This window comes from Candidatus Vagococcus giribetii (assembly GCF_017316185.1).
Taxonomy (GTDB): domain Bacteria; phylum Bacillota; class Bacilli; order Lactobacillales; family Vagococcaceae; genus Vagococcus; species Vagococcus giribetii.
Window position 1 is genome coordinate 1 of record NZ_JAFLVX010000046.1, and the last position, 13,757, is coordinate 13,757.

19 protein-coding genes and 2 pseudogenes are annotated in these 13,757 nt (G+C 32.4%); 8 read left to right on the forward strand and 13 right to left on the reverse strand.

Annotation, left to right across the window (positions count from 1 at the left end; translation table 11 throughout):
* The first annotated feature begins 160 nt into the window (after positions 1-160).
* The gene (locus DOK76_RS12845; protein ID WP_206968395.1) at positions 161-736 is read left to right on the forward strand and encodes a GPP34 family phosphoprotein; all 576 of its coding nucleotides are present in this window, start codon (positions 161-163) and stop codon (positions 734-736) included.
* Between the two features lie 62 nt (positions 737-798).
* On the opposite strand, the gene DOK76_RS12850 is transcribed toward DOK76_RS12845, so the two are convergent.
* On the reverse strand, positions 799-1,104 hold the full coding sequence (locus DOK76_RS12850) for a MazG-like family protein (protein WP_206968397.1): 306 nt from the start codon (positions 1,102-1,104) through the stop codon (positions 799-801).
* A gap of 320 nt (positions 1,105-1,424) precedes the next feature.
* Between DOK76_RS12850 and DOK76_RS12855 the strand changes: the two genes are divergently transcribed.
* Complete coding sequence (locus tag DOK76_RS12855) at positions 1,425-2,120, forward strand: glucosamine-6-phosphate deaminase (RefSeq protein WP_206968399.1); 696 nt, start codon at positions 1,425-1,427, stop codon at positions 2,118-2,120.
* Positions 2,121-2,158: 38 nt separating this feature from the next.
* Here DOK76_RS12855 and DOK76_RS12860 read toward each other — a convergent pair whose 3' ends face one another.
* Positions 2,159-2,551 (reverse strand): DUF1093 domain-containing protein, encoded by a 393-nt coding sequence (locus DOK76_RS12860; RefSeq protein ID WP_206968402.1) that lies wholly within the window; start codon positions 2,549-2,551, stop codon positions 2,159-2,161.
* Positions 2,552-2,865: 314 nt separating this feature from the next.
* On the opposite strand from DOK76_RS12860, the gene DOK76_RS12865 reads away from it, so the two are divergent.
* Both DOK76_RS12865 and DOK76_RS12870 read left to right on the forward strand, forming a co-directional pair.
* Complete coding sequence (locus tag DOK76_RS12865; RefSeq protein WP_206968403.1) at positions 2,866-3,765, forward strand: metallophosphoesterase; 900 nt, start codon at positions 2,866-2,868, stop codon at positions 3,763-3,765.
* Between the two features lie 95 nt (positions 3,766-3,860).
* Positions 3,861-4,541 carry an IS6 family transposase gene (locus DOK76_RS12870; protein WP_206968405.1) on the forward strand — a complete coding sequence of 227 codons (681 nt, stop codon included), beginning with the start codon at positions 3,861-3,863 and terminating at the stop codon, positions 4,539-4,541.
* 117 nt (positions 4,542-4,658) lie between these two features.
* Here DOK76_RS12870 and DOK76_RS12875 read toward each other — a convergent pair whose 3' ends face one another.
* From DOK76_RS12875 to DOK76_RS12890, 4 genes are all read right to left on the reverse strand, one after another.
* Complete coding sequence (locus tag DOK76_RS12875; RefSeq protein WP_206968407.1) at positions 4,659-5,006, reverse strand: hypothetical protein; 348 nt, start codon at positions 5,004-5,006, stop codon at positions 4,659-4,661.
* An 18-nt stretch (positions 5,007-5,024) separates the two neighbouring features.
* Positions 5,025-5,453 (reverse strand): hypothetical protein, encoded by a 429-nt coding sequence (locus DOK76_RS12880; RefSeq protein ID WP_206968409.1) that lies wholly within the window; start codon positions 5,451-5,453, stop codon positions 5,025-5,027.
* Positions 5,454-5,780: 327 nt separating this feature from the next.
* Positions 5,781-5,930, reverse strand: a complete 150-nt coding sequence (locus DOK76_RS12885) for a hypothetical protein (RefSeq protein WP_206968411.1) — start codon at positions 5,928-5,930, stop codon at positions 5,781-5,783.
* Positions 5,931-6,097: 167 nt separating this feature from the next.
* Positions 6,098-6,244, reverse strand: a complete 147-nt coding sequence (locus DOK76_RS12890; protein WP_206968413.1) for a hypothetical protein — start codon at positions 6,242-6,244, stop codon at positions 6,098-6,100.
* Positions 6,245-6,320: 76 nt separating this feature from the next.
* Between DOK76_RS12890 and DOK76_RS12895 the strand changes: the two are divergent.
* Positions 6,321-6,902: pseudogene (locus DOK76_RS12895) on the forward strand (recombinase family protein).
* Between the two features lie 257 nt (positions 6,903-7,159).
* On the opposite strand, the gene DOK76_RS12900 reads toward DOK76_RS12895, so the two are convergent.
* The 3 genes from DOK76_RS12900 to DOK76_RS12910 all read right to left on the reverse strand — a co-directional run bounded on the left by DOK76_RS12900 (position 7,160) and on the right by DOK76_RS12910 (position 8,897).
* Positions 7,160-7,522 carry a DUF805 domain-containing protein gene (locus tag DOK76_RS12900; RefSeq protein ID WP_206968415.1) on the reverse strand — a complete coding sequence of 121 codons (363 nt, stop codon included), beginning with the start codon at positions 7,520-7,522 and terminating at the stop codon, positions 7,160-7,162.
* 83 nt (positions 7,523-7,605) lie between these two features.
* A complete protein-coding gene (locus DOK76_RS12905; protein WP_206968416.1) occupies positions 7,606-7,908 on the reverse strand; it encodes a hypothetical protein in 303 nt (100 codons plus the stop codon).
* A gap of 623 nt (positions 7,909-8,531) precedes the next feature.
* Complete coding sequence (locus tag DOK76_RS12910; protein WP_206968418.1) at positions 8,532-8,897, reverse strand: hypothetical protein; 366 nt, start codon at positions 8,895-8,897, stop codon at positions 8,532-8,534.
* Positions 8,898-9,168: 271 nt separating this feature from the next.
* Between DOK76_RS12910 and DOK76_RS12915 the strand changes: the two genes are divergently transcribed.
* The 3 genes from DOK76_RS12915 (at position 9,169) to DOK76_RS12925 (ending at position 11,188) form a co-directional block, all read left to right on the forward strand.
* Complete coding sequence (locus DOK76_RS12915) at positions 9,169-9,885, forward strand: hypothetical protein (RefSeq protein WP_206968420.1); 717 nt, start codon at positions 9,169-9,171, stop codon at positions 9,883-9,885.
* On the forward strand, positions 9,886-10,269 hold the full coding sequence (locus DOK76_RS12920) for a hypothetical protein (RefSeq protein ID WP_206968422.1): 384 nt from the start codon (positions 9,886-9,888) through the stop codon (positions 10,267-10,269).
* Between the two features lie 157 nt (positions 10,270-10,426).
* On the forward strand, positions 10,427-11,188 hold the full coding sequence (locus DOK76_RS12925; protein ID WP_206968424.1) for a homing endonuclease associated repeat-containing protein: 762 nt from the start codon (positions 10,427-10,429) through the stop codon (positions 11,186-11,188).
* A gap of 110 nt (positions 11,189-11,298) precedes the next feature.
* Here DOK76_RS12925 and DOK76_RS12930 read toward each other — a convergent pair whose 3' ends face one another.
* The 4 genes and pseudogenes from DOK76_RS12930 to DOK76_RS12945 all read right to left on the reverse strand — a co-directional run.
* A complete protein-coding gene (locus DOK76_RS12930; RefSeq protein WP_206968425.1) occupies positions 11,299-11,994 on the reverse strand; it encodes a hypothetical protein in 696 nt (231 codons plus the stop codon).
* A gap of 100 nt (positions 11,995-12,094) precedes the next feature.
* Positions 12,095-12,700 (reverse strand): recombinase family protein, encoded by a 606-nt coding sequence (locus DOK76_RS12935; RefSeq protein ID WP_206968428.1) that lies wholly within the window; start codon positions 12,698-12,700, stop codon positions 12,095-12,097.
* A 274-nt stretch (positions 12,701-12,974) separates the two neighbouring features.
* Positions 12,975-13,223: a DUF1871 family protein gene (locus DOK76_RS12940; protein WP_206968430.1), complete on the reverse strand. Its 249-nt coding sequence runs from the start codon at positions 13,221-13,223 to the stop codon at positions 12,975-12,977.
* Positions 13,224-13,230: 7 nt separating this feature from the next.
* Positions 13,231-13,757 (reverse strand): annotated as a pseudogene (locus tag DOK76_RS12945) (hypothetical protein); the annotation flags it as partial.

The following is a 13,757-nucleotide window of genomic DNA, read 5'->3' on the forward strand; positions in this document are numbered from 1 at the left end:
ACTCCTCCAAAGTAAATAAACAAACTCCTTTTTGCGGCTAGTCTTTTGACTAGTCGCTTTTTTTATGACAAAAATGTAAGAGCTATCAATTATTATCGTAAGCTTCTCTTGATACAATAAGCTTATCAACTAATCGATGTATAAAAAGGAGATCATTAATATGCTTACCATTACACAACAATTTTCACTTTTAGGAATGAAAGAAAAATCACTTTTAGGAACATCTAGTCATGTCAAACTAGCCCTAGTTACAGCTGGCTTAATGGACTTAGCTTTAAATGATATTATTACAATAGAAAAAAATAAAGTCACAGTCACAAAAGACTTACCTGATTCGCTTTCTTATCTAGCTGCCATTTATCAATTTATTTCAAAGAAAGAAAGCATGAAACTTGCTCGTATTTCTGAGACACTTACCTTTAAACATAAAGAGTTCAAACAATTGAAACAAGACGTTACAAACTCTCTCGTTGGTCAAGATACTCAAAAAGAGCCTCTGATTAACCGCATTAGAGAGGAAGTACTTGCTCAACGCATGAGCAACGAGACAGCCATCTTAATCGTCTTACTTCATAAAACGAAACAATTAAAACCTTATTTCTCAAAATCTGATATTTCAATCATTAAAGAAACTCTCAAAACTCTCAAAAAAGACGAAAGCAATCGACTATTACAAGCGATGATTACTAACATTGACGCACTGAGCGTAGTCCTTGTTTCTGGCGCTATTGTTTAATCTTCTTACATTTAATATGAAAAGAACTGTGACTTGTTTAAGTCATAGTCCTTTTCTACGTATCATTCCACTTTTTTCGCATAGCCCGTCTCAGTTGTTCTATATTGTCTCTTGTGATTTATCGCTATTTTCTGCCTGATTTCCTCATCTAGGTCAATCCCTAATATTTCTGATAAACCTAATAAATAGATAGCAACATCTGCTAATTCTTCAGCCAAATTAGTCTGATCATTCTTTTTATACGCATCAAAAGCTTCTGCCACTTCTCCGTATAGTAGTAAAAATTCTTGTTCAATATTAGTTATATTAAATCCTTTATTGATCTTATTTTCAAAGATTTCTTGTTGATATCCCTTCAATTCACTCATTTAACCAACTCCTTTTAAATCAGTTTAACATTGATTCCCATTTTTTCTAGATAGACTCTTAACAATTACTTAATCAAAACTTCTTATTTTTATACTATTTCATCACAGATTAAACACATCTACTGGGTAATATATAAGCATACCAACAAAACAACCCTAACAAACTTTTTCATTTTATTTACTCCTCCAAAGTAAATAAACAACTCCTTTTTAGAGATTAGCGACTAGCTAATCTCTTTTTTTGTTGATGAAAGACTTGACATGGGATGGTTCCCACAATGTACACTTAATATACTTTAAAGAAACGGAAGTGATTGTTAATGAAAGTTATGATTGAAAAAGATTTTGAGACAATGAGCGAAACAGCCAAAACAGTTCTCCTTGGCCACATGAGTCAAGCCAAACGAGTGAATCTCGCTATTACTGCCGGGAAGACGCCTATTAAAGTTTATGAAAAAATGGTCGCAACAGTAAAAAACTCTCCAAACTATGACAATGTTCATTATTATAATTTTGATGAAATTCCTCTTCCTAATCAGACAGAAGGTATCACTATCTCAGATTTAAAAAAACTTTACCTAACACCAGCAAACATTGATCAAAAGCAAATCCATCCCTTGACGATAGATAACTACCAAGAGCAAGATCATAAAATAGAAGCTGTCGGAGGTTTAGACGCTATGTTGATTGGTTTAGGGGAAGACGGGCATTTCTGCGGTAACATGCCTCAAACAACACGCTTTAACGAAACAACCTATAAAGTAACCGTCTCTGGAGAAGAGCCTTGGTTTGTTCCTGAGATGATGCAAAAAGGCATGTCATTCGTAACAATGGGGCCTGTTAGTATTATGCGAGTTAAACACCTCATCTTAATTGTTAATGGTAAGAAAAAAGCGAGTATGGTTAAAGACGTATTAACTGGCCCTATTATTGAAGAAAAGCCTGCTTCCTTTTTACAACTTCACCCAAATTTAACCGTCATTTTAGATCAAGAAGCAGCAAGCGAATTAAACTAAAAAATAAGAGAGTAAGACGTATGACACGTCTTGCTCTCTTATTTTAGTTTCTCTAGTATTTCTTTTGGAATATCTTTTTCTGCTACTGTGTAAGGACCTTTTACCACACGTTTATTTGAAATTTCTGCCTTCACATAAGTACCTGGTTCAAAAGGGACTGGTTTAGGTGCCATCACACTGTACTCTTGAACTTGTTTTTGACCATTCTTTTTAACAAAATTTAGAGAATAATCATAGCTGTAATTTAGTGTTCCATCACTTTCTTTTATCTGCTTACCTGACATATCTAATGCTTCTTTTTTCTCAGGAATCTCATTTGGAATCACAGCGTAAGCCTCAGTTGCTTTATAGGTATCATTGTAATAACTAAATCCCTTGTATCCTAAAAACCCTACAACAACCAGCGTAATAAGTAATCCTACTTTTTTCATCTAATCGACTTCCTTTCTGTTTAAATTTAGTATAGCAAACCAGTCTTACATAGCAGAGGGACTCTCCTTACAATCTTGTCATTTAATCCACCTTAATAAATTCTTTGATATTTCTTCGTATTTAATAACAATTTAATCACACTTTCAACACATTTCTTCGTTAATATATAGGCATACCAACAAAATAACCCTAACAAACTTTTTCATTTTATTTACTCCTCCAAAGTAAATAAAACAACTCCTTTTTGAGACTAGTCCTTTGACTAGTCTTTTTTTGTTCTCTTACGTTATACTATTTCTAGGAGGTGAGACTTATGGGAAGATTAGGCATTATGAGTGACTTACATGTAGATATCAATCAATTTACACCTAAAGAACTTCTTGTCTTAACTACTGTTCTAAAACAACAACAAGTCACCCATCTGCATTTAGCAGGGGACACGGCTAATCAAGTTATTAGAGTCCTTGAAACGGTGGATTTTATCGAACAACAAGGCATTGCTATCACCTTTAATTTTGGTAATCATGAATTACCCAGTATTACCTCACCAAAAGAAATGGAAGCCTATCCTGATCACCGATTTCTAAACCTAACTACTCACCCTCTTAATACTAATCTCGTCTTACTCGGTCTTAATGGTTGGTATGACTATAGTTTCTCCCTAGAAACAAATCAACAGGCTATTCTAGCTAGTAAGCGGCGTTTTTGGTATGACAGACTGATTGAAAGGCATATGAGCGACCCCGAAGTAATGACTCATATACTAGAAAACTTAACTACCGTTCTGAACTCTCTCTATCAAGAGGGCAAAGAAGTTATTCTGGCAACTCATTTTGTACCACAAGAACAATTCATTCACTACCATACGGGCAAATATGAGCGTTTCAATCAAATTAATGCCTTTTTAGGCTCTCAAGCTTTGGGAGAGTTGATTAATACATCTCCTCATGTCAAACAAGTTGTGTTTGGCCATACCCATCGTCAATTTGAGTCCACTGTGATTCACGGAACAGAGTATACTGCTAAACCTTTTGGCTATTTCTATGAATGGCAATTAACTCAAACCTTTATGAAATCAACTAATCTAATGACTCAGTTTAATCCAATGAAAGTCAGAAAACTGTTAAAAACCCATCAACCTGCATTTAATCAATTTAAAGAACAGCATCTAGCTCAAGAATTTACAAAAAAAATAACTTTAATCGACTATTAACAAGTCGATTAAAGTTTTTGGTTCTGTTGCAAAGTTTTTCAAATCTACTCCTTTAAGTTAAAATGGAGACAAAAGTAATGACTAGGAGATATTAAATGACTCATTTTAAAGGGAAACACTTTCAACAAGATATTATCATGGTAGCCGTAGGCTATTACTTAAGATATAACTTGAGTTATCGAGAAGTCTCTGAGATTATGGCTGATCGAGGAATCGTTATTTGTCATACAACTATTTATCGTTGGGTCCAAGAATATAGCCAGATTGTCTACTGTTTATGGAAGAAACGAAATCGTTCCGTGGGAGATTCTTGGCGAATGGATGAAACCTATATTAAAGTGAAAGGCAAGTGGCACTACTTGTATCAAGCAATCAATTCTTCTGGCCTAACATTGGATATATGGTTACGTAAAAAGCGTGACAGTCGGGCTGCTTATAGCTTTTTCAAGAGATTAATCAACCATTTTGGAGAACCTAGAGTGCTGGTGACTGATAAAGCCCCTTCATTATCCTGTGCGTTTAATCAACTTAAATCAGAAGGCTTGTTTGAGTCTACTATCCATCGAACCAGTAAGTATTTGAATAATATCATTGAGCAGGACCATCGTCCAATCAAGAAAAGACACAAATTATATCAGTCCATAAGGACTGCTTCCACTACCATTAAAGGAATGGAAACCGTACATGCTTTATATAAAACTAACCGAAGAGACAGAAATTTCTTCGGTTTTTCAGTATGTGATGAACTCAAACGGTTGATGGGATCCCCTGCTTAAAAAGAGGTTATCATGAGAAATCAATTGTTTATTTTAAACTTTGCAACAGAACCATGTTAACTTATCTAAAAATTCTTCACCTTAGTCACTTATAGAACATGGCCATTCCAAAAATTTCTATTTAACTATTTTTTTCATAATTAATTCATTCCCTAATCTGGAAGTTACCAATCGTGGATTGATTCTTAATATCTCACTATATAAAAATTGGGTTCCTTTACAAACATTTTTTTCTAACACCATAGGATAGATTTTGCGAACAAAATTAAGATTTGCTTTTTCGTAATAAATTTTATTGTCTAAGAGTTCTTCTTTATATTGATTAAGTATTTCTAATTCATTCAAACTTAGTGACTTACCTGTTTTGTCCTCAAGTAATATTTTATCAGTCTCAGATAATAAATATTTCACAATTTTCTTTGGAAAAAGTCTGCTTATCGGTGAACTAAATTTTTGTTTTGTCATAATACCTATTCCTTTGCTTTAATATTTAGGTTTATTATGTGAAATACTCCACGGAGCACCAACATATCCACCTATCATTGTGTTAGCAACATGACCTGCAGTTGGTGTTACTTGAACTAACTTCCATTTTTTGGTTTTTGTATGTTGATAAAAAGCATACGGTTCAGCAGTATACATATACTTCCATTCTCCTGACGAAGCAGCTCTTTTAACTCTATTATTGATACCAGGCTTCTCTCCTAGCTCATTTAACTTTTCTGCTATTTCTGGAACGTCAATATCTGTTAAAATTGCCTCTGATACACCAGCGTTAATTGCTTCAGATAATGACATTTCAGGAACCATATAATCGTTTGTATCAGGTAAAACTGTTGGTATTACTTCTTGTTCTACTGACGATGCGTTTGCTGTGATCCCTAAAGAAATTCCCATTAATATTGTTACCATAGTACCTACTAAAAATGTTTTTTTTATGATAAAATCTCCTTTTTTATTTTAGAATAATTAATTTATAACATACATGTTCAATCTTTTTTAGAGAAAATAACAGATAACGTTTCCATTAAGATCAAAAGTACAAAATTATTTATTAAATACTAAAAATAAAACAAGATTGTATACTCAATTGCTAATTTATTGCTATAAACGTATCTTAACTAGCAATAAATACTAAACTCCAACTGATGTCATGACAAAAAAATAAGCATCTACCTGTCATGGAAATAGGTAAATGCTCTTAGTATGAATATGAAATCTTCATTAGGTAGTAACTCCTTATGCAATTTTTTGTAATTCAGTTACTGCGTTTTGAATCGTTGTACCAGTAGCCATTTTAGACTCATCTTCTTTTGAAAAAACGATGAATAAGTTTAATTCTGTGTCTAATGTTACACGATATTCTAATTTTTTGTTATTGAATGTCATATACATTCTCCTCTCTGATGTTGATTGAAGGCGACTTAATCAGTCATAACGAAATTCCATTCAGTAATATATCATGAAAAGTAGGGGAAAGGCAATCAAAAGGATTAGGATTACAGAAAGATAATACTTAAGTCGTATAAGAAAAGAGCAAGATCAAACGTCTTACTCTAACGTTCAATTTCTAAAACAATCATATTATGACAATGTGGACACTCTGTTTCGCCAATCATTACATTAACGACTTCATGACATTGTGGGCATTCGACAGGGAATTCTTTAACAGCTTTATTATTAAAATTAGTTAGTTGGGTCATATAATTACCTCTCTTTAATAAGATGACGTAATTGTAACATAATAAGCAGTGAAAATTGAAATATTTAGTAAACTAAGTGTACAGTAAATCAAGAGTTAGTACTAGCAATCAAGATTATCAAACACAGATTCAAAAATTAGAACATGCTGGAGCTGAAAAAAATTTTTAGTGAGAAGTATACTGGGACAAAAAAGAGGGGAGAAGAGAGTTAGATAATTTACAAGCTATTGTTGAAAAAGGAGACCAGGTGTTAGTCACTAAAATTGATCGCTTAGCAAGAAGTATTGTTGATTTGAATTCAATTGTTTCTTCTTTAAATGATCAGGGGGTCACCATAACCTTTTTGGATAACTCACTAACATTTGAACCAAACAAAAAAGATTCTATGCAAACTTTGATGATGAATATGCTAGGTAGCTTTGCACAATTTGAAAGAGATCTGATTGTGACTCGCACACAGGAAGGCAAACAGTGGCATAGAGCCAATAACAAGAATTATCGTGAAGGGCGTCCAAAGAGGGTTTTAAATGATAGATACAAACATGCACTAGAACTAATGAAAACTCATAGTATGAGAGAAGTAATGAAAATGACTGATATTTCACTGTCTACTTTAAAAAGAATTAAAAAGCAGGCACGAGAAGAACAACAACACTAATATTGGTAACAAAGTTGCAATTATGCTATGCTTAGTGCGAAAATAAAGTACAACTTAGCACAAAGCCCCTGAAGAAGTCGAATTCTTCAGGGGCTTATTTTGCGGGCTAATGTCGCCTTAGATTGTTTTACTGCTTTATTCGATTATTTAGCCTATATTCGATTAAAGCAGCTATTAAATTGACAAGAGGTGTGAAAATGAAGTACATTATGCAGTCTCCTGAAAAAGTATTCAAGTAAATTTTTTAACATAGAAAACTAAGCTTTATTGTTACTTTTAATAAGTAAGCATAAAATTGTTGGTATAGAACCAAGTACAGGTAATACACCCGTCCCTAATATAAATAACGATATTAATGATATTAATCTTGAATAACCAATATCTAATAATCTTTTGGATTGAAAAATAATGTTAATAAGAGTTAATACTATCAATACTATTTTAATGACATTAACACCTGTAATGTTGGACCAAGCAAAAAAAGATAGTCCAATACTTGAAGTATTGAAAAATAATCTTGATATTAATTCAAGTACAAATCCAATACTAAATAAATAAATTTGATAAATCCAATAATTCTTTCTTGATAATCGTTGATTCATATTAAACAATGTCCCCATAAAGCACACCTCTCATTATAGATAAAAGAAGAAAGACCATAATATAGTTTCTCTTCTTTCACCCTTTATTACCTAAACTAAAATTACCCAAGCACCGTGCAAGAACCTGCATTATAGACTGCTTGTAAGGCAGCTTCCCAAGTTAAACCTTTAAATGCTACAGCTTTATATATCGCAGAAGCTAAACATTTTCCATGTTTTTTTTGCATATCTTGATACTGTTTTTTATACTTTTTGGGTATATTATTCCATATATATTCTTCATATGCTCCAGTGCCATCTGACTGAGCACTTACCGAAACAGGATTACCGACTACAACAATTGTTGCAAATCCCATTGGTAGAATTAGCATAAGGGTTGCTAAAGATAGTTTTAATTTTTTCATTCTAATCTCTCTTTTTTTGATTACGGAATTGCTTACTTTTTTCATTTCATGTTTAATAAATATTTTCACCAATATGAAAGCTAATTTTTGTAAATAAGATATATCTGCCTTACTCTATGTTTTTTTGAAGTACTTCACTGCAAAAATATCATTCTATATAAATTGTGTCAAATAAATTTATATACGTTCAACTTTTTATCAAATAAGTTCAATAAAAAACGTTATTATAACAATGTTATGCAATTACAATGTATAAAGAACCATTTAAAATTTGTGTTATATTGAACAAAATTGTTTTATCAATATTTATTTTTAGAAGTTCTAGAACAGGTCAATTAGGACCCTTATAGAGCTTAAATCTAAGGTCCGTTAGTATATCCTATATGGCTGTACCTTATTGAGACTATCAAATCTATTTTAATGTTACTAGTAATAAAAAAACAACTAACATAATAATATGCTAGTTGCTACCACTTTTAACGCCTATAGATATATACACAAACATCTACCAAAATACTATAACATAAAAACGAGCTAGTATTGCTAAAATACTGGCTCGTTTCACGTTTAGAGTATAGTGCTTAAATCCTATCTCTTTAACTATTCACATTTAGTTTAACACATCAAGATTTTTTCCTGTACCAGGACTTTGTCTCTAGTTCTAGCACGTTGCGTATTTGTGTTATAGGGACAGCCACATCATCAAGATAGATGAAACCTTCATCATAACCACTCACAAAACCTACGTAATCATCTAAAAAATTCCCCTCGATGTCTTTAATATCCAGTTGAATAGAAATCTTTTTATTTTTGTAGATAGAAAAGTCGATAATCTCAAATATGAGTTCTTCAGACATCTTCTCTCTATCAGCAATCACTCTATTTCTCTCACTCGATGTCTTTTCAATGCCTGATGTATGTTCAGAAAGGAAAAAAACATTGTATTTCACAATCCCTCGATCATGATAGTAGTCATTCAATTCAATCATTTTCTCACTCCTTCAGTTAAAATAGTGTCAGTTGACCTTCATTAATATTTGATTTTTTAAGAGCCACATAATCACTAGGGGCCATCACACTTTAACTAATTCAAGCAAAAAGTAAATTTTTTTAAAAGACTGCCTATACAATATTATTTTGTTATCGATAATAATTTACTTTGAAACACAATATAAATACGATTCTCTCTTTTTTTCTATAAATAATTATAGAGGTATGATATAAATTAATTATTACGAAAAAAGGAGATTTTATTATATTATGAAAAAAAGGCATGCTTTTATGAATCAAAGTAAATTTTTTAGTTTTATCATGTTAATATTATCACTAAGTTTAATTGCTCCACTATCACAATCTGTTTATGCTACAGAAAATGAGAATGTTATAGCTGTTGAAAGTTCAGAAAAGGCTAGAGATATACCTATTGGTAACTCAGAGAAAAAAGTAAATCATATCGATTCGAGTTCAATATCTAACTCTTCTGATAATGAAAATGAGAATGAATCAAGTGAGAAACCTATCGATTTATGGGATATAGAAAATGAAAATAACGTAAAATATGATAAAGATTATGAAAACGAACTCAAAACACAAGATGCCGACGAACTAAACATTGAGACAAAAAAAATATACGACCATGCTTGTAAACAAGGCATAATCAATCCTAATGTATATTCTTTTGAGGAATTTAAAAAACATGAAACTTTATACTTCTTACCATCTTTTAAACAATTTGTCTCCGAAAATCCTGATAGTAATCTTTCATATGAGCAATGGATCGAACAAAATAATTATGGCGTTTTTCCTCAATCTGACTTACCCGTTTATAAAGAAAGACCTACCCGAGATAAGCGTGGCTACAAAGAAAATCAAACAAAATTTGTCAATGCTGTAAAAAAAGGGGAATTAATCCCACCATTAGCACTTGGCTACTTTTTCACCGAAAACAACCAACCAAAACTAATTGGTAACTATTAAATGAAACAGTTTAAATTTTTTTTCATTATTCTTTTAATCTGTATATGTTTGTTGATTACTCATATTAGTTTTAAGAAAAAGGGAATTGAAAAGACCCTGGATGAACATATTGCTTCCCTCAATATAAAAAAAGAAATGGTAGACAAAACAGTTTTTAAATACAATTTTAAAAATAACGCTTATTCAAAATTTGTTTGGATTAAAGGGGCTCCAGATAATTATTACTATGTATTCGATTATGCGTTACCTTCAGCATGGCTGGAGTATATGTTAACTCACCCTATAACCAATGAATCAGATCGTTTTAGTGATACTGTTTATATAAATGGTAATGTTAGTGATTTTAACTCAAAATTAGCTAATGAATTAAAAAAATATCACTAAATAAACCTATCAATCGCCACAAGGAAGGAGTCTAGTTATATTGACTAGGCTCCTTCTTACGTTTAGTAGACTATATCACTCTTCTGTATCTCAGAGCTAAATTGAAAAATAGCCCCTTTTCAGGTATGATGACTTAAAAAGAATAGGAACAGACATCATGGAAAATAAGCGAATTACAATCGGTTCTCTGATTACTTCTGAAACCGTTCATCATAATAGTGCCACAGGATATGTGACGGCCATTCTAAATAATACTCTTGTGATTAGAGATCATGACACCTACTCACATCTAATCAAAAAAAGCGTCTTAAAAGCTACGGGATATTCTATTTCTACAAAACAAACCAATTACAAACCAGAGGTTAATCCAGACAGATCCCATCAACGTACATCATCAAACCTAATAGTAGAAAAAAAGCCTCAACCAAAAATAAATAAGATATCAAATGATGAATTGATTGAAGATGTACAGAAAATGGCGGTAACAATGGGTAAAACACCTGCATCTAAAGATTTCTCCCATGTGAAATTAATAACGTCTCGTTTTGGTTCATGGAATCCATTTGTTGAAGCGGCAGGACTTGAGGTGAATTCACGATACTATTCAGATCAATTTTTATTTGATGAAGTCAAATTGTTAGCTCAAAAACTTGGCAGATCCCCGTTTACAAAAGAGTTTCCCTACTATACAACCATTTATCGACGCTTTGATAGTTGGAACGACTTTTTATCTAAAGCTGATTTAACTCCTAGCAAGCACTATACGATAAAAACCAATGACTTCTTATTACAAGAAGTCAGAGACCTGGCCAAGCACTTAAATAGAAAACCCGTTTATCGAGACTATCCTGATGCTACTTTAGCTTCCAGGAGATTTGGCTCATGGAACGCCTTCTTAAAAGCTGCAGATATTAAATAACCTGACACTATAGAAACACCTGACGATATTTGTTATAATGAAGGCGCCAACAATTTAACCTATTTACGAAAGAAGGAGCCTAGTCAATGCGACTAAGCTCCTTTTTCTATTTAATTCGCTATTTCAGTGTAATCTTTCCACACCATGCTGTCTTCTGAAAAGAAGTACTCAAAGAAATCTGCCTCATCATAAACCACATACGTATCTTTAGGTAATTTGATGATAGCTTGCCCCTCCACCACACTAATATTACCTCGTTTCGTATTAATGGCTATTTTGCCTGTACTTTTGAACTTCTTCGTTTCTATCACTTCGCAAGGAGAAACAAATTCTTTTGTTTTTTGGAGTTGATTTTTTCGATGAATTAGATAACTAATCGGTTCAGTAGTCGTCACAAACCCTTTGTTTTTTCGATAACTACTTACGGTTTTGCCTGCAACGATTCGCATCTTTCTATTTTCCATGAGACGAGAGAGTTTTAATAAACTACCATTGGTATTCTCAATATAATAAGAGTCCCAATACTTTTCAGGTATAGCCGTCATTTTATCAATAACGAGCGTTTTTAATTTGAGTAACGTTTGTACTTTGGTTTCACCGTTAGCATAAACCATGTATTCCGACTCATCCGACAACAAAACAGAATACAACTGTTTATTAGTTACTGGTGTTGTTTTGCCTATGGTTTGACTATCAACTTTGTATTTTTTGATTAGTTCTGTGTATTCATCACAATAAGCACAATCGGGATCACTTCCAATATCATGGTCGAAATCAGTATCATTAATATGTCGGTTCTGTTGCAAAGTTTTAGAGCATGTTGTAATCCCTTGATACGAGCACCCCTAGTTTTAAAATTATAACTCTAACTTCATGGTTCTATGACTTCGTAATAAACACAATCCATTAATCATTTAATTCAGACTTTATTTTGTAAATTGTTGGACGAGAGACTCCTGTATCTTTGGAAATTTCAATAATAGGTACTCTCTGTTTTAATTTCTCTACAATTGATTGATAAACTAATCGAGATTGAGGATTTTTACCATCTTTTGAGTACTCAGTCGGTCTCCCTTTATAACGACCAGCTTCTTTTGCAATCTTAACCCCTTGCTTTTGTCTTTCTTTAATCTTCTCTCGTTCGTTTTCAGCTATATAGCTCAAGAGAGAAAGAAACATATCAAACATAGCCGTATCCAGCAAATCATTTTCTGTGTTAAAGTTTAGGAATTCAGCATCCAAAATACTTATCTTTACTTTTTTTGATTTAAAATAAGTCACTGTATCTTTTATATCGTCATAATTTCTTCCTAAACGATCTAATGACGTTACATAAATTTCATCACCAGGACGAACAAAATCTAACATCTTTTGAAATTCTGGACGATTAGTGTCTTTACCACTAATTTTTTCTTCAAAGATAACTTCGACCTTATTTTCATTCATTCTTTCAATTTGACTATCTAAATTTTGGTCAAATGTAGATACTCGAATATATCCAATTTTAGCCATTATGTTTGCACTCCTAGTCTCCAATTAATTTACATATATAATTTACACTTATAAATAGCTATACTATAACATTCTCAAAAGTAAATTATAAGTATACCCATAGTTGACACAGGCCGTGTACAAATGTTAATAATCAAAAAAGCCAAAGAGACAGTAAACTCTTTGGCTTTTAAGTATGTGATGAACTCAAACGATTAATGGGGTCCTTAATTAAGACGAGGACATCAGGAGAAATTGATTGTTTATTTTAAACTTTGCAACAGAACCCAGAATCTTAACGAATAATACTTATTATTTTTTTAGCTATTTCCAACTCATTACTTTTAAAAATTAACTCTTTTCCAAAACTATTTTCAAAAATTCTCTTTATTAATATTGACAGTTTTATTACTGATATATTGGTATTCTTCTCACATATATCAACTATATCAGATATTTCTTTTTTATATTCATCTTTAGGTGCCATAGGGAATAGGTCTACAGGATCCCATTCATTTATTATTTTTTCTATATCTTGATACATTCTCATCCTACTTTCCAAATAAACCTATTATAATTTTATTCATTGAATCATCAAAATTATTTTTACCCCAAGCTGTAACTAGCTTTCCTTCTTTACTCACCACAGCAACTCCCTCCTGAGTCACATAAGCAAATTTAGCCCCATCATTTTGAGATAAAACTTTTCCATTTCTCACAATTTCATCAACTTGAATCTGCGACATACCACGCTCCTGTAATCTTTGCATTCCATGTTCTGCATATTCAGACCAATTAATCTTAATGTTATTTTTTTCTACCAAAGTTCCCATTTTGCCAAAATCTGTTCCTATTTTAGCCTCGCTGGCTTTCTCAATCGTTGGTTTTGACTCCACCTTAGGTACTGTTGTAATGATTGGTTGCTCTTTCACTCCTGGTGTTGTCGTCACTTCAGGTTTGGTCTCTGCTTTTGGCACAGTTGTCACCACAGGTGTTGATGGAGCCTCTGGAGTCGTTTTGACAGAACCTTTTTCTTCTACTTTTTGTTTCTTGTGAATAGCTGGTTTTTCTGGAACTG

Coding starts and splice junctions, on each gene's coding strand:
- DOK76_RS12860 (WP_206968402.1), bottom strand. CDS start 2,551: ATGAAAAAAGTAGGATTACTTATTACGCTGGTTGTTGTAGGGTTTTTA.
- DOK76_RS12870 (WP_206968405.1), top strand. CDS start 3,861: ATGACTCATTTTAAAGGGAAACACTTTCAACAAGATATTATCATGGTA.
- DOK76_RS12905 (WP_206968416.1), bottom strand. CDS start 7,908: ATGAAAAAATTAAAACTATCTTTAGCAACCCTTATGCTAATTCTACCA.
- DOK76_RS12915 (WP_206968420.1), top strand. CDS start 9,169: ATGAAAAAAAGGCATGCTTTTATGAATCAAAGTAAATTTTTTAGTTTT.
- DOK76_RS12880 (WP_206968409.1), bottom strand. CDS start 5,453: ATGGTAACAATATTAATGGGAATTTCTTTAGGGATCACAGCAAACGCA.
- DOK76_RS12855 (WP_206968399.1), top strand. CDS start 1,425: ATGAAAGTTATGATTGAAAAAGATTTTGAGACAATGAGCGAAACAGCC.
- DOK76_RS12885 (WP_206968411.1), bottom strand. CDS start 5,930: ATGACATTCAATAACAAAAAATTAGAATATCGTGTAACATTAGACACA.
- DOK76_RS12935 (WP_206968428.1), bottom strand. CDS start 12,700: ATGGCTAAAATTGGATATATTCGAGTATCTACATTTGACCAAAATTTA.
- DOK76_RS12890 (WP_206968413.1), bottom strand. CDS start 6,244: ATGACCCAACTAACTAATTTTAATAATAAAGCTGTTAAAGAATTCCCT.
- DOK76_RS12875 (WP_206968407.1), bottom strand. CDS start 5,006: ATGACAAAACAAAAATTTAGTTCACCGATAAGCAGACTTTTTCCAAAG.
- DOK76_RS12925 (WP_206968424.1), top strand. CDS start 10,427: ATGGAAAATAAGCGAATTACAATCGGTTCTCTGATTACTTCTGAAACC.
- DOK76_RS12910 (WP_206968418.1), bottom strand. CDS start 8,897: ATGATTGAATTGAATGACTACTATCATGATCGAGGGATTGTGAAATAC.
- DOK76_RS12865 (WP_206968403.1), top strand. CDS start 2,866: ATGGGAAGATTAGGCATTATGAGTGACTTACATGTAGATATCAATCAA.
- DOK76_RS12920 (WP_206968422.1), top strand. CDS start 9,886: ATGAAACAGTTTAAATTTTTTTTCATTATTCTTTTAATCTGTATATGT.
- DOK76_RS12845 (WP_206968395.1), top strand. CDS start 161: ATGCTTACCATTACACAACAATTTTCACTTTTAGGAATGAAAGAAAAA.
- DOK76_RS12850 (WP_206968397.1), bottom strand. CDS start 1,104: ATGAGTGAATTGAAGGGATATCAACAAGAAATCTTTGAAAATAAGATC.
- DOK76_RS12940 (WP_206968430.1), bottom strand. CDS start 13,223: ATGTATCAAGATATAGAAAAAATAATAAATGAATGGGATCCTGTAGAC.
- DOK76_RS12900 (WP_206968415.1), bottom strand. CDS start 7,522: ATGGGGACATTGTTTAATATGAATCAACGATTATCAAGAAAGAATTAT.